Annotated in this window: 19 protein-coding genes; 2 read left to right on the forward strand and 17 right to left on the reverse strand. The window is 39.2% G+C overall.

Going from position 1 to position 17,062, the window contains the following annotated elements; translation table 11 throughout:
• Positions 1 to 30 precede the first annotated feature (30 nt).
• From CFT42_RS07110 to CFT42_RS07140, 8 genes are all read right to left on the reverse strand, one after another.
• Positions 31 to 1,194 (reverse strand): spr1629 family repressor/antitoxin, encoded by a 1,164-nt coding sequence (locus CFT42_RS07110; RefSeq protein ID WP_088815790.1) that lies wholly within the window; start codon positions 1,192 to 1,194, stop codon positions 31 to 33.
• A 17-nt stretch (positions 1,195 to 1,211) separates the two neighbouring features.
• Positions 1,212 to 1,835 carry a spr1630 family ClpXP-sensitive toxin gene (locus tag CFT42_RS07115; protein WP_088809691.1) on the reverse strand — a complete coding sequence of 208 codons (624 nt, stop codon included), beginning with the start codon at positions 1,833 to 1,835 and terminating at the stop codon, positions 1,212 to 1,214.
• Between the two features lie 248 nt (positions 1,836 to 2,083).
• A complete protein-coding gene (locus tag CFT42_RS07120; RefSeq protein ID WP_088809690.1) occupies positions 2,084 to 3,676 on the reverse strand; it encodes a CTP synthase in 1,593 nt (530 codons plus the stop codon).
• A gap of 356 nt (positions 3,677 to 4,032) precedes the next feature.
• Positions 4,033 to 4,575, reverse strand: a complete 543-nt coding sequence (gene rpoE / locus CFT42_RS07125; RefSeq protein WP_088809689.1) for a DNA-directed RNA polymerase subunit delta — start codon at positions 4,573 to 4,575, stop codon at positions 4,033 to 4,035.
• Positions 4,576 to 4,692: 117 nt separating this feature from the next.
• Positions 4,693 to 4,842: a hypothetical protein gene (locus tag CFT42_RS14835; RefSeq protein WP_162859622.1), complete on the reverse strand. Its 150-nt coding sequence runs from the start codon at positions 4,840 to 4,842 to the stop codon at positions 4,693 to 4,695.
• Positions 4,843 to 4,973: 131 nt separating this feature from the next.
• On the reverse strand, positions 4,974 to 6,644 hold the full coding sequence (argS, locus tag CFT42_RS07130; RefSeq protein ID WP_088815791.1) for an arginine--tRNA ligase: 1,671 nt from the start codon (positions 6,642 to 6,644) through the stop codon (positions 4,974 to 4,976).
• Positions 6,641 to 7,081: a YwiB family protein gene (locus CFT42_RS07135; RefSeq protein ID WP_088809687.1), complete on the reverse strand. Its 441-nt coding sequence runs from the start codon at positions 7,079 to 7,081 to the stop codon at positions 6,641 to 6,643. The genes argS and CFT42_RS07135 overlap by 4 nt, the downstream gene beginning before the upstream one ends.
• A 75-nt stretch (positions 7,082 to 7,156) precedes the next feature.
• Positions 7,157 to 7,813 (reverse strand): site-2 protease family protein, encoded by a 657-nt coding sequence (locus CFT42_RS07140; RefSeq protein ID WP_088809686.1) that lies wholly within the window; start codon positions 7,811 to 7,813, stop codon positions 7,157 to 7,159.
• Positions 7,814 to 7,887: 74 nt separating this feature from the next.
• Between CFT42_RS07140 and CFT42_RS07145 the strand changes: the two genes are divergently transcribed.
• Positions 7,888 to 8,073, forward strand: a complete 186-nt coding sequence (locus CFT42_RS07145; RefSeq protein ID WP_088809685.1) for a 2-hydroxymuconate tautomerase — start codon at positions 7,888 to 7,890, stop codon at positions 8,071 to 8,073.
• 95 nt (positions 8,074 to 8,168) lie between these two features.
• Here the strand turns inward: CFT42_RS07145 and CFT42_RS07150 are convergent, their stop codons facing one another.
• From CFT42_RS07150 to CFT42_RS07190, 9 genes are all read right to left on the reverse strand, one after another.
• Positions 8,169 to 9,485 (reverse strand): HD domain-containing protein, encoded by a 1,317-nt coding sequence (locus tag CFT42_RS07150; protein WP_088809684.1) that lies wholly within the window; start codon positions 9,483 to 9,485, stop codon positions 8,169 to 8,171.
• Between the two features lie 15 nt (positions 9,486 to 9,500).
• Positions 9,501 to 10,334 carry a lipoyl-[GcvH]:protein N-lipoyltransferase gene (gene lipL / locus CFT42_RS07155; protein ID WP_088815805.1) on the reverse strand — a complete coding sequence of 278 codons (834 nt, stop codon included), beginning with the start codon at positions 10,332 to 10,334 and terminating at the stop codon, positions 9,501 to 9,503.
• Between the two features lie 294 nt (positions 10,335 to 10,628).
• Positions 10,629 to 10,811, reverse strand: a complete 183-nt coding sequence (locus tag CFT42_RS07160) for a hypothetical protein (protein ID WP_088809683.1) — start codon at positions 10,809 to 10,811, stop codon at positions 10,629 to 10,631.
• Positions 10,812 to 10,832: 21 nt separating this feature from the next.
• Positions 10,833 to 11,156 carry a YxeA family protein gene (locus CFT42_RS07165; RefSeq protein ID WP_088809682.1) on the reverse strand — a complete coding sequence of 108 codons (324 nt, stop codon included), beginning with the start codon at positions 11,154 to 11,156 and terminating at the stop codon, positions 10,833 to 10,835.
• Between the two features lie 196 nt (positions 11,157 to 11,352).
• A complete protein-coding gene (locus CFT42_RS07170; protein ID WP_088815792.1) occupies positions 11,353 to 13,002 on the reverse strand; it encodes a peptide ABC transporter substrate-binding protein in 1,650 nt (549 codons plus the stop codon).
• A 149-nt stretch (positions 13,003 to 13,151) separates the two neighbouring features.
• Positions 13,152 to 13,766 carry a DUF1648 domain-containing protein gene (locus tag CFT42_RS07175; protein WP_088809680.1) on the reverse strand — a complete coding sequence of 205 codons (615 nt, stop codon included), beginning with the start codon at positions 13,764 to 13,766 and terminating at the stop codon, positions 13,152 to 13,154.
• 23 nt (positions 13,767 to 13,789) lie between these two features.
• Positions 13,790 to 14,422: a nicotinamidase gene (locus tag CFT42_RS07180; protein ID WP_088809679.1), complete on the reverse strand. Its 633-nt coding sequence runs from the start codon at positions 14,420 to 14,422 to the stop codon at positions 13,790 to 13,792.
• 2 nt (positions 14,423 to 14,424) lie between these two features.
• Positions 14,425 to 14,943, reverse strand: coding sequence for a dihydrofolate reductase family protein (locus CFT42_RS07185; protein ID WP_088809678.1), 519 nt, complete (start codon positions 14,941 to 14,943; stop codon positions 14,425 to 14,427).
• A complete protein-coding gene (locus CFT42_RS07190; protein WP_088815793.1) occupies positions 14,933 to 15,946 on the reverse strand; it encodes a zinc-binding alcohol dehydrogenase family protein in 1,014 nt (337 codons plus the stop codon). The genes CFT42_RS07185 and CFT42_RS07190 overlap by 11 nt, the downstream gene beginning before the upstream one ends.
• 358 nt (positions 15,947 to 16,304) lie before the next feature.
• Between CFT42_RS07190 and CFT42_RS07195 the strand changes: the two genes are divergently transcribed.
• Positions 16,305 to 16,982 (forward strand): Crp/Fnr family transcriptional regulator, encoded by a 678-nt coding sequence (locus tag CFT42_RS07195; protein WP_088809676.1) that lies wholly within the window; start codon positions 16,305 to 16,307, stop codon positions 16,980 to 16,982.
• Positions 16,983 to 17,062: the final 80 nt, after the last annotated feature.

A 17,062-nucleotide genomic window follows, 5' to 3' on the forward strand; every position in this document is an offset into this window, starting at 1 on the left:
GCATTTTTCTACAAGGCTGGATTTAACGTATTAGCGAAACTTTGGTTTCAAGACATTATTGTAACTTGAAAAATCTTCCTTCGCCTGATATTTTTCGAAAAAAGCTGGCTCAATCGTAAACAATCGCTCTAAAAACAGTGTTTCAACTTTGAACATCGTTTCGAGTTCAGCCAAACTAATCACTTGATTAGATAAAATGAGCTCCAAAATATTTCGGATTTTCCCAGGCCGTTTAAGTGGGATTTCTGAATCAAGCGGCTCCACAAATTTATATTTTTTTTTCGCAAGCTGTCTGTAAAAATAACTATTTTGCTGCGGCGTAAGAAAACCTAATCGGTATGCTCGCATTTCTAAAGCTTGAATTGATACATTGTATTTCGCCTTAAGTTCCATATAGGAATCTGGATTAGAAATATGCCGAAGTTCTTGCAAATCTTTAACAATATTTTTTTTCGGTAATAAGAAACAAGCGGCAAATAAGTTGGCTTCATTTTCAATTTTATTATAGTCTTCTTTGTCTAAAGCTAGCATATCAATATTGTTATGCATCAACAAGTGACCTAGTTCATGCGCCAAATCAAAATTTCTTCGCACTGCCGATTTCTTTATACCGAGAACAATAATGGGTATTTGACTAGCTGACCAAGCACTATAGGCGTCGGTTTTGTCGCCTACATCCTTCTCTACAATATGAATGCCAGACTTCTCAAGTTGAAGCAGCAAATTTGCATTATCATCTGTTACACCAATAAATTCTTTTGCTAGTGCAGCGATTTCCTCAATACAATTTTTTGATTCGCTTCTCTGATAATACATCTTCAAGCATTTTTCTCTTAGACTTAAAATAGTACTCTTAGGCGAACTCAGGAAGCTTTCTAGCGATGTAATAACCTCGTGAACAAAATTCAAATATTCCGTCTCTGAAAACGCCCGCTTTCGGCTAGTCATATCGGCTGCACGATAAATAATTTGTTCTTCTTTAAACATACTCGGAACTTTTAATTCTTGTAAGAAAAACTGTGTTTTTACTCCAAAAAGTCTTTTAAGTTCAACAACGATTTCAAATTTAGGGTTCGTTACTTGATTTTCAAACTGCCAAACAGCTTGTTCAGAAACCCCAAGCTTCTCCCCTAGTTCTTTTCGTGACAAGCCGTACAAGGCTCTGACCCTTTGAAGATTATCACCTCTAAACACAACGATTTCCTCCTCATTTAGTTTCCAATTTCTTCGCCTTCTTCTGGTAGCGTCGTATATCCATAATCCTCAACACTACCAAACTCAACTTCACCAGAAATCGATTCATATTCATTTTCCTGGATAATGACATCACTGCTTTGTAAATATGATGATAGTTTCTGTACACTATGTAACTCCCCAGTTTCGGCATCTGGTGCTACAATTTCTACACTTATAATCTCTTTTGTATGGCTATCCGTTTCATATGTCACAATATAAAATTCCGAAAAATTTCTTTCTCGGATTTCTTCTGTTTGCTCCCATTTTTCAAAATCCAAAAACTGTAATTGGATAGAAACGCCTTCCTTTTTCACCCGTCCTTGACGGAGTTCCTGAATCCATGGATTATTTACTTTCGCTAAGTCTACTAGATATTGGCTTTTTTTATGCGAAGTTTGGAACGTTCGTTTCAGCCGCAAAATATTTTTAACAATAAATAGACACTTGTTATCTTTTCTACCAAAAGCAAATTGAAGATATTCCCAAGATTCACCCGCTTTAGCGAGTTGGTCTTTTTCAATTAAGCCCGTGAGTTTTCTTGAAACAGCATCATCAATATGGTTCCCTTTAACAAAAGCATAACTTGCCGAAACTTTCAATTCTTCCTTTTTTGTCTACGTATTTCTAAATAGTCTTTATATCCTTGTAAGATGCCATCTACAATGGCTTGAGCTTGTTGTTCATTCACGATTTCTCTATTCATTCTCATACCTCCTACAATGTTGTTATCTAACATTATAGCACCAAGCAATCACAAAAATAAATCAAAAGCTACATTTTTTCTTTTTTTATAAAGTAATTACACAAATAATGCAACTCAGCCTGAACCTGAGTTGCACTCACATAATTATTTAACTGCCGCGCCGATAAAGCCTTTGAACAAGCTTTGCGGACGATTTGGTCTGGAAATGAATTCTGGGTGATATTGACAAGCAACAAACCACGGGTGATCTTTTAATTCTACCACCTCAACAAGACGGCCGTCAGGGCTAGTTGCTGAAACAATCATGCCTGCCTGCTCCATTTGTTCACGGTAATCATTGTTGAACTCATAGCGATGACGGTGACGTTCCTCGACAATCGTTTCCCCATAAGCTTCTGCCGCTTTCGTGCCTTCCTTAATTCGTGCAGGATAAAGCCCCAAGCGAAGCGTTCCACCCATGTTTTCGATATTTTTTTGCTCTGGGAGTAAATCAATGATATTATGTTTTGCTTCGGGGTCGATTTCAGCGGAATGCGCCCCGTCAAGCTTAAGAACATTTCGCGCAAACTCAACTGTTGCCAGTTGCATACCAAGGCAAATTCCAAAGTACGGTACTTTGTTAACGCGCGCATATTCAACAGCAAGAAGCTTTCCTTCAATTGCCCGGTCGCCGAACCCTCCGGGAACTAAAATCCCATCTGCATCTTTCAAAAGTTCCGTAACATTTTCTTTTGTGACTTTTTCCGAATCAATCCAGTCAATTTGAATCTCCGCATCATGTGCATACCCAGCATGCCGTAACGCTTCCGCTATAGAAAGATACGCGTCTTGTAAGGAAACGTATTTCCCAACGAGCGCAATCCGAACTTTCTTCGATAAATTTTGCACGCGGTGTACAAGCTCCGTCCACTCAGTCATTTCAGCTGGTGGCGCGTCTAATTTCAAATGGTCGAGCACGATTTGATCCATTTTTTGTGCTTGTAACGAAAGAGGCACGTTATAAAGCGTATCTTCATCGCGGCTTTCGATAACTTCGGATGCTTTAATATCACAGAAAAGGGCAATTTTTTCCTTCATTTCTGTGGAAACGGGTTGTTCTGTGCGTACCACAATAATATTTGGTTGAATGCCTAAACTACGCAGCTCTTTAACACTGTGCTGAGTGGGTTTAGTTTTCATTTCGCCTGCTGCTTTAATGTAAGGAATGAGTGTTGTGTGGATATATAGGACATTTTCAGACCCAACATCGCTTTTGATTTGGCGAATCGCTTCAAGGAACGGAAGTGATTCGATGTCCCCCACGGTTCCGCCAATCTCGGTAATGATAATATCTGAATTTGTCATTCTTGCCGCTCTAAACACGCGGTCTTTCAGCTCGTTTGTGATATGCGGGATAACTTGAACGGTTCCGCCAAGATAGTCGCCGCGGCGTTCTTTTTTAATGACCTCTGAGTAAACTTTACCTGTTGTGACGTTGCTATATTTATTTAAATTAATATCGATAAAGCGCTCATAATGCCCCAAATCTAAATCCGTTTCGGCACCATCATCTGTTACAAAAACCTCACCATGTTGATACGGGCTCATTGTTCCCGGGTCCACGTTAATATATGGATCGAATTTTTGAATTGTCACACTTAATCCGCGGTTTTTCAGCAGTCGCCCAAGTGATGCTGCTGTAATCCCTTTACCAATAGATGAAACTACGCCACCTGTTACAAAAATATACTTCGTCATTTAAAAATCCGACTCCTTCCTTTTCCAAAAAATAGCGGTTAAATGGACTTAACCTTCGGGGTGAACTCTATTACTTCAAAACGTCCCTACAAATAAAATCACCAAATGCAATTAAATGTGCTTGCACTTGGTAATTAGGAAATATTTTATTCAGCTTCCGCCAAATAAAAAACGCTCCTACTTTCATAAAAAGTAAGGGAGCGCTAACTGAACATATCCGTCCCAATTAAGGGAGCCCAAATAAAATACTACATATGAAACAAGAATAAGTCAAGTGTTTATTTTTTGTAAGCGACATCATCGCTTTGTACGTCCTAAAAAAAATCACCCGAATAATTTTCGGGTGATTTTTCATTTTATTCTTCTGGATCTTCCGTGTAATCTCCGTCGCTATAGTCATCTTCTACTGTAGCAAGTTCGCCTTCAATCCCGTCAGGCAAGTGGTCATCTGCGTCCTCGTCTTCATCGACTAGGCCGTCTGAGAGTGAAATTTCTTCTTCTCCGAGTTCTTCCACTTCGTCATCTTCTTCGTATTCGATATCGTCATCCATGATATCTTCAACCTCTTCATCTTCATCATCGTCGTCATCTTTTTTACGTTTTTTCTTCGGTTTCGTTTGTGTTTGAACTTCTTCATCAATGGCATCAATTGGATACCAAGCGCGAAGCCCCCAAGTGTTGTTTCCTAGTGAAATAAAATTACCGTCGATGTTCATATCTGTATAAAATTGAACTAAACGCTCTTTCATTTCGTCATCTGTCAACTCTAAAAAGTTTTTAATTTCTTCAACTAATTCTTTAAAATTAATAACTTCTCGACGATTTTCTAAAACATAATGCGCGACTTCAATTAAAGATACTTCTTTCCGCTCTTCTTGAGATAAATTACTTAAATCCAAAGCTGGCACGCCCTTTCGTTAAACTACATTTATTGTTTCTTTCATCATTTACTTTTTATTCAACTTAACCATTTTACATGTTATCACTGGCAAGCACAACCATAAATTTTACATCTGTCAACTTTTCTTTACGATTTGATACCCTATGTAGAAAAATAAAATGGCCATTAATAAAATCGGAATCGAACCAAGTTGAAAATTATACAAAATATAAATTGCGATGCACAGAAATACAAAAAGCAGCGCTAAAGTTACTATTCGCTTCATTTTAGAATCTCCCGTCATCAAAATGCCTCCGTGATTTAACTTTAAAACATTTTGTTATTCTCGTCAATGACTAGGCTGGAAGAAAAAGTTCGGCAAGCGATACACCGCCTGAATGCCGAACTTCCATTTCATTACATCTTTTCAGGAGCTGAAACACCAAGTAGTTTAAGGCCATTACGAAGCGCAATTTTAACTGCTTGAATTAAAGCTAGTCTTGCTTTTGTCAGCTCAACAGCTTCTTTATCAAGAACCTTATTGACATTATAGAAACGATGGAATGCACTAGCTAAGTCATTTAAATAGCGTACAATTCGGTGCGGCGCGCGTTTTACTGCCGCTTCAGAAACGACATCTGGAAAATCACCAAGCACTTTTAACAAATCAAATTCCGTTTCGGTTTTTAACAAACTTACATCGGCGGATTCTACCGCACGAAGATCTTGCTCTTCACCTGATCTTAAAATGCTAGCAATTCTGGCATGCGCATATTGCACATAGTAAACTGGGTTTTCGTTGGACGTGGATTTCGCTAAGCCCATGTCAAAATTCATATGCGTATCTGAGCTTCTCATCGCGAAGAAGTAGCGCGTTGCGTCAAGGCCAACTTCTTCAATCAAATCGCGCATTGTTACTGATTTCCCTGTGCGCTTACTCATTTTAACTTGCTCCCCATTTTCATAAAGGTGAACGAGTTGGATGATTTCTACTTCAAGTTGTGTCGGCTTATAGCCTAACGCTTCAATTGCAGCTCTCATACGTGGAATATACCCGTGATGGTCGGCTCCCCAAACATCAATCAGCACATCAAATCCGCGGCTCAATTTATCTAAATGGTAGGCAATATCCGGGAAGAAATACGTATAACTGCCGTCCGACTTAATGAGCACCCTGTCTTTATCGTCATCAAAGTCCGTGGTACGTAGCCACGTTGCTCCTTCTTCTTCAAAGACATATCCATTAGCCTTTAACTTTTCAAGAGCAGGAAGGATTTTATTATTTTCATAAAGAGAAGTTTCAGAGAACCAGTTGTCGAAGTGCACCCTGAACTCGTCCAGATCCGCTTTTAATTTCGCTGTTTCAAATGCAAGTGCATCTTTCTTAAACACCGCATGGCGCTCTTCCTCGCTTGTTTCCACATATTTATTGTCGTATTTATCCGCAAGCTCTTTCCCGAGCGCAATAATATCTTTTCCGTGATAGCCATCTTCTGGAAACTCTTTTTCAAGCCCTAGCGCCTCAAAGTACCGCGCCTCAGCGGACAGCACAAGGTTATTAATTTGATTTCCCGCGTCGTTAATATAATATTCACGCGAAACATTAAACCCTGCCATGTCTAAAATATTGGCCAAAGAATCGCCAATCGCCGCTCCGCGAGCATGACCAAGATGGAGATCTCCGGTTGGATTGGCGGAAACAAATTCAATTTGAATCTTTTCCCCTTTCCCAAAGTCCGATTGACCATACTTTTCATCCTCATTCAAAATGACCGGCACTAAATTGGTTAGGTAAGAATTATCCATAAAGAAATTAATGAATCCCGGCCCAGCAATTTCAACCTCTTTAATCAGCGCATTATTCGTGCCGATTTCAGCCACAATACTTTCGGCAATTTGACGCGGCGCTTTTTTAGCCACACGCGCTAATTGCATTGCGATATTGGTTGAGTAGTCTCCGTGTGATTTTTCTTTTGGTACTTCAAGTAAAATATTAGGTATGCTATCTTCATCAATCGCAAGGGCCGCGATTACAGCTTGCTTAATCCCCGCGATTAAATCATTTTCGTTTTTTTGAATGATGTTCATTCGTTCATTTCCTCCTCTATTCGCATGTTTACTTCGTATGAGCCGATAAAGGCTCCACCACTAAGTAAATCGTACTGAAAAGCAATTTTTCCGCTGAGCGGATTTTTTTCAAACGCTTCCGTGTAGCCAATCAATTCTGACTCAAAAACTAGCTTTCCAGCCCCGGAATCTACTGAAGCAACACTTCGCTTTTTATCTTTAAAAAAGTGCATGCGCATACTTACAGCGCCACTGCGGAGCAACAAAAGTTCTTCCTTAGAGATTTTAAGAACTGAACGTATTACACCAGCAACTTGTTTTTCTTCATAGTGAAGATAATGACTGTTTTCATCTTGATAAAAAACACCAGATACAGACATTTCCGTTTTTTCTTCTGCATTCATCTGTCTGACAATATTTGTAATATGAATTTTTACGGGCGTGCGTGTTTTCGTCATTTTTATGACACCTTTCCAAACAGACGTGTAGACGTACTATATTATAGTTAAAAAAGACTGGAAAATCAACCTAACTCAAAATAAAATGCCTGTCCAAAAGGTCATCATAAGTTCCAAGATTTTAGGAATGAAAATATTAAAAATCGGACCAATTGTAATCGCATAAAGTGGCGTTAAGGCGATAATTAGAAAAATTAAAAATGCATATTGCTCAAGTGGTTGGATTTTCGCACGCAATCGATTGGGCAAAAACTCCACTAACACTTGATAACCGTCTAATGGTGGAAACGGGATTAAATTGAACACAAACAACACGAGGTTTAGTTGAATAAAAATCGTCAAAAAGATCGACCAAATGGCATCGATTTCGCCAATTCCTAATCCTCCCGTAAAATAAGAAAAAATGCCCACTGCTAAAAAAGCCAGTAACAAATTACTAATTGGTCCAGCAAGAGAAACGATAATACTTCCTAATCGGCGTTTCTTTAATTTAAATCGATTTACTGGTGTCGGCTTTGCCCAACCAAATCCAACAATAACCACCATCAAAAGACCTATTAAATCTACGTGGACTAGCGGATTAATAGAAAGTCGCCCTTCATTTTTCGCCGTGTCATCTCCAAACGCGAGTGCGGTAATAGCATGAGCCCATTCATGAACAGTAAAAGCAATCAAAATAGCGACCACAACGTATGGCAGCATTTCTAACGGATAGGCTAAAAAATTACTCATTTAAATTTCCTTTCGAAAGTGAATTTTTTGATATATAATAATGATAAATAAAGATGATATCGAGGTGATTAAACGTGCCCATCATAACTATCAAATTTTTAGAAGGTCGAAATGATGACCAAAAACGCGACCTAGTGAAAGACGTGACAGATGCTGTTTCTAAAAATCTAAATGCACCTAAAGAAAATATTCACGTCATTCTAGAAGAAATGAAAAAAACAGATTACGGCGTCGCCGGCGTGCGCAAATCAGACTCATAATCCACCTGCAAGCTTGTCTGATTATGTGAAAAATTAGGCAGAGCGCAGGGATCGCCGTTTGTCATCAGTCTGGAAAGCCCTTTTTAAAGGGCTTTTTAGCTGTTCTGCTTTTCATGAATTAACGTGACCATTTCTTCTGCGATTTCGGCTGGAATACGACCATTTTCAATAAAATCAAGCGGAAAATATAGTTTGATATCGGTACGGATTTTCCCGCCAATGGATTCAACAATTGGTGATTCCGTAGATAATTCTTTTAAATCTCCGTTGGGTAGAAGAAGTTGAATAGGCGATTTTCCTGAACTAGCGCCTGGTTTATAGAGATCATATGGTAAATCAGATGAGGAGTCGACAACTAAATAATAGGCTGGATCAACTTCAGCTTTTTCAAGACAGCCTTTTAAACGATTGTAGAAATCGGCATCCTTAGATGGATCGTAATCCACGTAACGAAGCAAACGTCGGTTTAAGAAGCGATTGCATAAGTCACTCAAAATCTCATCATTTTCATGCTGCCAAACAGAAAAATAAAACGTTAAAATCGAATCGTCGAGCGCAATATATTCCTCTAAACACACTTGTTCTTTTAAAAAAGGGATGATTTGTACGGGCGACATTTTGAATTCATAGCCCGCTAAATAAAGCGACTTGGCGCGATTTAAAATCTTCCACAGTAAAACCTCACCACTTCTACTTACAGGATGGAAATAAACTTGTTGGTACATTTGATAACGGCTCATTAAATAGTCTTCCACAGCGTGCATGCCAGAATATTTAATGATGACACCATTTCCATCTGGGCTTGGACGTAAAACGCGTAGAATTCGTTCCATGTCAAACTTTCCGTAGCTAACGCCCGTATAATAAGCGTCACGCAATAAATAGTCCATTCGATCGGCATCGAGTTGACTTGAAATCAATTTTACAAGCGTTTGGTTTTCGTGAGTCTTATTTATGATAGAGGCTACTAGGCTCGGGAAGTCGTCTCCAGCCCGAAGCAGAACTTCTCTTACCTCGGTTTTTCCCATAATAATCTTTTGGGTGTAAGCTTCATGGTCGGTATGAAAAACTTTCTCAAAAGCGTGCGAAAACGGGCCGTGTCCTAAATCATGAAGTAGCGCTGCGCATAGAACCGTCATGCGCTCCTCGTCTGACAACTGATACTCACCTGCAAAAGTAACATCAATAATTTGGCGTACAATCTCATACACGCCTAAAGAATGGTTAAAACGACTATGCTCAGCCCCGTGAAACGTTAATGAGGTAGTGCCAAGTTGCCGAATTCGCCGCAAACGTTGAAATTCCTTTGTTGCAATTAAATCCCAAATCATTTGGTCAGATACGTGCACAAAACCATGAACGGGATCTTTAAAAACCTTGCCTTCATCTAGTTTCTGATTCACATAACCCATATTACGTCACACCCCTTACATAATCTTTCTATTTCTCTCTAAAATACGCTCATAATATGTCGGAAGCATATCCAGTTCTTCCGCAGAAAGCGTACTTGAAAACAAATCGTCCGCATAAAATCGCATGCTGTTCAGTAAACGCAATACGACATCATTTAAACTGAGTTCCGTATCTAACAGCTTTGAAAGTGTACTCATGAAACGTTTATCCACATCTGGAAAATGATATTTATCTTGCAAATCTTTTCCACTCTTTTGGTAAAAAGAACGAATTAATTCGGCGCGCTCATCTTGATTTCCGTCTATGCCTAGATAAATTTGTACCGCGACCCCTCTTGCCATGCGGCGCTGAGAAATACCAGCAAATTTCTTTCCATCTATGCTTAAATCATAACTCCCCGGGCAATAGGAATTTTCAATTTCATAAGCTTTAATAACTTGATTAAAATCCGCAAACATATCTTGGATTAATGTGAGCATAGTATCGTAGCCACGATTAATTGCAATGCCTTTTCGAACATCTGGTAAAACAAGAGAGAGATTTAAAATATCTCGATCCAAGACGACGGCAAGACCGCCTGAATTCCGAAGCACTACTCGGTAGCCTTCTTTTTCCAAAAAACGAATCCCTTCTTGCAAGTTCGGAAGCTTTGTATCTTGTATCCCGATTGAGACTGTTTTCTCGTGCACCCAGCCGCGAACTGTCGGTGGACTTAGTTCAGCCCCGATAAAACGGCAAAGCGTGTCATCCGTTGCATATGATTGAAGTGCATCAAAAGCCGGATTTGGCGTAGTCTGATCTAAAAAACGCCATTTTTCTTGCTTAAGTAAAGTATTTTCTAAAATCATCACCCACTGAAAACCTCCACATTCTTTTTTGTCATTATAACATAACCAATTTAATGTGTGGGTAGAACGGCGGAAAATAGCTCTTTTACTTCACTTTTCTTGCTTTTATAAGCAAAACAAAAATCCCCACCGTTATTCCGACCAATAATTTCATTATAGGTTGCTTTTTCAAGGAAATCCCTCCAAAAACCCGATTTTTATTTTAGTTCCCATATTTTCTGTTCCAAAACAAAAAAAGAACGAGGCTTGTGCCTCGCTCAATATATGAAAAGCTTAGGGAGCTTTTTAGAAATTTTAGTAATCGTAGTGATTACGTTTTGGTTTGCCATTCCAAATCTTGTTAATCAAGAACACAATCCCTGCTAAAATAAGGATTGGGAGCAAGAAGTGTAAAGTAACTCCAATAATTTTAAAAACAATGTTTAAAGCAATAATCGCTAAAATAATTGTGAAGAAATATTTCCAAAATTGATTCATATCTGTTCCTCTTTTCTAATTTTATTTGGCCGATACAACGGTCGTATCGTTTAATTCTTTTGTTTGCGTAACCATGTTGTTGTCTTGAATCACAAGACGATATGCCTTGTCTTCTTTTAAAGGTTTATTTGAATAAAACCGAAGTTTCATTGTTTTCCCTGTTGCTGTTTTACATTCTTCATTAAAAGCATAGCCTTTAAAATTGGATTTTGTAACTTTTTCGCCTGGGTTTGTGATGGACACAGTATATGTATCTGCTGCTTGCGCAAAGGGCGAAGCAAGTTCAACAAACACCATTGTGATGACAAAAATTGCGGCTAAGACGCCAAACCAACCCTTTTTCATAATTTGTAACCCCTTTTGTTTAACTTGATAAATTGATTATAGTTAAAAATTCATTTCTTTACGAAAGGCTGCAGGCTGAAAATTTGTACATCGCCAGACTGATTTCAATTTCAGCCTAAAAAACCCCCGCATTTAATGCCGCGTCCTCCAAAAGTTAAATTTTTTTGGAGACTCGCTCATAATGCGGGGGTTTTACTTATTGTTTAGCTATCCATTTATAATTTTCCGCGCCGATTGGGTAGGTAATGTAGTCTTGTAAATCGGGATTTTGTAAATAGGCACGACCGCTTTGGTATAGCGGGATTAAGACGGCATTTTCTTTCAATAAGATTTGCTCGGCTTGTAGCAGGGCATCAAATCGTGCGTTTAAATCATTGGAAAGTTTTCCTTTTGCGCCTAGAACAAGCTCATCGTATTTGGCATTACTAAAACCTGTATGATTACCAGGGCTGTCTGTCAAAAATAGATTCAAGTAGGTGAGCGGGTCTTGATAGTCGCCGCCCCAGCCGCCTAATAGCAACTCAAAATCTTGCGTCACATCTGCTTTAAAGCTCACTTGCGTAGGCACATTTTTCAATTTGATAGTTAAGCCCGGCAAATGGGTTTCCAACTGGTTTTGAATGAACTCAGATTGTTTCTTTTGGAGCGATGTGTCGCCAGCTGTTAGCGTTAACGTAAGATTATTTTTGCCAATTTCTTTTAATCCTTTTTCAAAATACCGTTTCGCTTCTGCTTGGTTGTAAGGAATTAGGCTCCCATTAAGTTTACGGAAGTCTTCGCCATTTTTAGGACTGAACATGATTTCACCTGGAACAACTCCGTCAAGCGGTTTCGAACCGTTGGCAAGAAGTGTATCCACCATGCTAGCTTTATCAATCGCTTCCGCAAGTCCGCGGCGAATATTTACGTTAGCTAACTCCGTTTTCACACCGTCCTTGCCTTGGTTCATTTTCATGTAAACAGAGCGCCCCGTAAGTGATGTACGGAAATTTTTATCGCTTTCAAACTGCTTAACAAAATCGCCATCAAGCTCAATACGATCTAGTTTGCCAGTATTATATAAGTTTAAAGCTGCGTTAGTGTCTTTCACAACCGTTACATGAATTTTATCAGTACGCACATTTTTAGCATCCCAATATTTCGGATTCTTCACGTAATCCCAACTTAGCTTCGTACCGTCCCAATTTTCCAGAGTATAAGGTCCGTTTGAAAGCAATGTTTCGCTTGATGTGCCATAACGGTTACCTTGTTTTTCAAGCCACGCTTGTTTTTGCGGGAAGAAAGTTCCCGTTGTTAAAAGCTCTTTGAAGATGGGCACAGGGTTTTCCAATTCGACTTGAAGCGTCTTATCATCAAGCGCTTTAACGCCTAATTTATCCGGATCCATTTCGCCCTTTAAAATTGGCGTGGCATTTTTGACGATTTCTTCCATTTGTGGCCCATAAGCTGCCGCCGTTTTAGGATCCACAACGGTTTTCCAAGCGTATTCAAAATCTGCCGCTGTAACTGAGGAACCGTCTGACCAATTGGCCTCTTTTTTTATTTTAAAAGTAAGGGTTTTGCCATCATTTGTTACGTCTGGTTCGCTTTCAGCCAGCGCGAGTTCTGGCTTCCCTTCTTTATTTAAACGATAAAGTCCTTCGAAAACTTGATTGATTGCCCGAAAACTTACACTGTTGTCTGCTAAAATTGGGCTTGCATTTGGAATCGCACTCGTTTCCATGATATTCACTGTTTTGCTTGTTTTTTTGTCAGCAGATTCCCCCGTATTGTCCTTTTCTGCTCCGCAAGCAACGAGTAGCGCTAAACTGAGTAACAACAAACTTATAACGACTTTTTTTCGCAAACTTTGTTCCTCCTTTTTATCGTATCTCTCCTTTTGGAAGCGCTTTTCTTCACATCAAAAAAAGACGGTGCGCTGTCATCTATGTACAGAACTTCCGCCTTTTATTATATATGGAACTGTATTACTTGTAAATAAAAACTGTATCACTTTCACTTCTTATTAAGATAAACTCCGGAACCTACTACGATGACGCACATGCCCGCAAACATACTTATCATCAGGAAGCTCGGGTCATTTGTCATGAAAATTGCTAAAATCAAACAGGAAACACCAGAAACAGTAAGTGTCACAATGGTAATTTTTTTCCATAAGTTTTTAGAATAGGCATCCACTTTCTTGAAACCTAACATTCTTAAAAACAAAAACACCTTTTTTGAGTAGGATAAATACGCGGCCACAAGAAGCATGAATGAGCCTGCGGCAATAAGTGCAAAGCGGCCGGTAGGGATTTGATAGCCGAGTCCATACGCGATAATGCTAAGCTGAATGATGGCCAACAAAACAAGGAGCAGCCTAAAACAATATTCAAATTCTAATTTACTTTCTTCTTTTACTTTTTCTTTCCCATAATATTCGGTACCGGTAAACATAATCATCAGAAACGGCATTAGGACGAGTCCCAGCCATTTTTGCATAAACATGTCTGGAGAGAAATCGCTTCCGAAATGTACGGCTATTTCAGTTGGGAGTAGCGGATAACACGCGATGGAAGCGACCACCGTGATAAAAATTATCATACTTGGAAAAGTTCCGACTTTCTTCATTTCTCTCACCTTCTTTTAAAAAATTAGGCTAGGTAGGCACTCAATTCTTCGCGATTTGCGAGTATTTTCACGTTGGGCGTGGCTTCTAATTCAGCTTTCGTTTGCTTGTAGCCTTCTTCTGTGAGCGCACGCGTTGCGGGTAAATAAATGGCCACGGAAAATCCAGCTTTAACCAATTGAAGAGCAGTTGTTTTGACACAAAAATCAAATGCGAGCCCGCCGATTAGGACGGCATCAAATTCGTTTTGGCGAAGGTATTCGATGACGCCGGTTGAGAGTTCTTCGCGGATATCGTGATAACATGCCCCGTAAGGATGGAGATTTCGCTCCATACCCTTCCAAACGAAATAATCATATTCGGTGGGCGCTGGTAGTCCTTCTAGGAGCTCAAATCCTTTCGTGCCGGGTTCGCAGTGTCTAACCCATGTTAAATCGGCATTCGGGTAATCAAGCGGTTTTAACATATCTGACGGGTTCTGGACAACCCAGACGGCGTTTCTTGGGTGGGCATCTTTGCTACCAATTCGGGCAGCGCCAAATTTGGCCATGTATTCGAGTTCTGGGACGATTTCCTCGGCGTTTGGGACGGGCAATTCATTTGGGCAAACTGGACTAAACCCATTTTGTGCATCCACATCAAAGGTTGCAAGTTTCATTTTTATTCCTCGTTTCTATAAACTAATTGTGCAAATTGACCAAAGCGTTTGACATCCTCTAAGACGAGATTATGGCGGTCATCGGCTTCAAAAAGCGGAATGCCTTCGCCAAGTATGATGGGCGCAATGGTTATCACAAATTTATCAATAGCTTTTTCTTTTAAGAATTGCTTAACGAGTTCGGCTCCGCCTACAAGCCAGACGTGCTCCCCATCAATTTCGTTTAGCCATGAATTAATATTTCCGGAAACAAAATCGGCGTATTCGTCTGCCGTACCCGCTTTTTTATTCGAAAAAACATATACGTCTTTCTTACTATAAGGGAATGAGTCCGTTAACGAAAAAATTTGTTTGTACGTGGTACGACCCATAACGACTGTGTCAACGTTATCAAAGAAAGCTTGGTAACCTGCATCGCCTTCGCTATCAATACTTTCAAGCCATTCTACACTCCCTAGTTTATCAGCAATATAACCATCTAGGCTAGTCGCAATATAAAGCGATACTCGTTTATCTGTCATCGTAATCAAATCCTTCCACAACTAATTTTCCAACCATATGTCCTTCTTCAATGATTTGGTGCGCTTTTCGAAGTGTTTTCGCATTTATTGGCGCAAGTACCTTGTTCAACGTGGATTTCAATTGGCCTGTTTCTAAATAAATAGCGGCTTGCTCTAGAATTTCGTGTTGTCTAATCTGATCTTTTGTTTGATATTTCGACCGTGTAAACATGAACTCATAACTGAAAGTAGCGCTTTTATCTTTTAATACACTCATCTGAACTGGCTGCGTAAGTTCAACGATGGAACAAATTTTCCCTTGCGGCGCAATCGCCTGCTCCATGAAATTAAAATGTTGATAGGTGTCGTGTAAACATAAAATGTAATCCACCATTTGAAAACCCACTTTTTGGAGTTCTTCCAGCATATTTGCTCGGTGATTAATAACAAAGTCGGCGCCGTGAGCTTTCGTCCAAGCTATCGTTTCTTCTCGACTTGCGGTGGAAATCACAGTTAGCCCCGCTATTTTCGCTAGTTGCGTCGAAACAGAACCCACACCACCTGCACCATTTATGATTAAAATGGATTTTCCTGCTTCAACTTGCAAGCGGTCGAACAACGCTTCAAATGCGGTGATGGTCGTAAGCGGCATTGCGGCCGCTTCTTGGTTCGTCAAATTTTTAGGTTTGTGTCCCGCTAATCGCTCATCAATTAGTGCGTATTCGCCGTTACTCCCCTGCCTAGTCACATCACCAGCAAAATAAACTTCTTCGCCAATTTGGAAAAGCGACACCCCGCCGCCAATTGCTTCCACAGTTCCGACTGCATCAAATCCTAAAATTTTCGGTTCTTTTTCAACTTGACTTTTTGGGGCGCGAAGTTTTGTATCCACAGGATTGACTGAAACGGCTGCAATTTTAACAAGCAAATCATGCTTTCGGGGAGCCGGCAAAGGCATTTCTACATCTATTAAACTTGCTTCATCAGAAATTGGTAAGTAGCGATATAGACCAACTGCTTTCATTTTTATCCACCTCTTCTTGGTTACCTATTCCCCGATATTTCAAAAATAAAGCGTAATTCATTTAAAATTTTGATTACAAAAAAAGCGGTTAAATTTGGCAAATTGTTAATAATTACACGAACTCCTCTCACGCTTACGGCGAAAACACATAGATGTAAACGCTATCCATTTTTCAAAACAATAATGTCTAAATTGTTCTTTTATATGTTCCTTTTTCTCCATAAAAATTAGAGAATGATGAGGTGGTTGTCAAAAAGTTGTCACATTTAGACAGTAGTAATAGGGTCTATTAACACAAAAATTTCTGTTCTTTTTTTGTATACTAATTAAGAATACAAAGGAGGCCTCTAATTCATTTATGGAGTATATAAGTTCGGATATCTCGATACAAAGCATGCTAGAAGAACTAAATATTAATAAAGTTTGTGAAGCGCATGTCGTTAAATTTATGGCAAAAATGGGACAAACTATTTTTGACTCAAACAAGAGTCAAACTTCTGTTTTATTTGTCGTAAGCGGGTTGGCAAAAAAAATAAATACAGATTATCAAAGCGAATTTATTATTAATTTATTAAAAACTGGGAATGTAATTGGACTATATAACGGGTTAACCAATCAAGCTCACTCAGAAGAACGAGTTATTGCCATAACCGCATGCACTGTTATTAGCGTAGATAAAGAATACTTGCTTAACTACTTAGCCATCCGACCCGCTTTTATGGAACTACTAATTCGAGACATGTCAACTACTATTACAAAAACTCACAAACGTATGATGTATCTTTCCAATTTATCACGCGAAGATCGAGTTGCAGCTTCCGTGCTAGACTTATCCAGGGAAATCGGTATTAACGAAGGGGAACATACGATTTTACCAAAAGCAATTACAAAGAAAATATTGTCTGATTATTCGAGAGTTGAGTATCGGTATTTCCAAAAACTTTTTTCGAAAATGAAAACCGAAAATTTGATTGACAATAGAGGCCCTCGTATCAAAGTTAATCAACAACTTCTAGAATCGAACATTTCTTACTAAATGATTCAGAATTATACATATTTTATACAAGGAGGTGCATCGTATGTAACTGTTGAAGAATATTTTTAACCCACAAAAAT

It is taken from the genome of Listeria goaensis (assembly GCF_900186125.1).
In the GTDB taxonomy this organism is placed as follows: domain Bacteria; phylum Bacillota; class Bacilli; order Lactobacillales; family Listeriaceae; genus Listeria; species Listeria goaensis.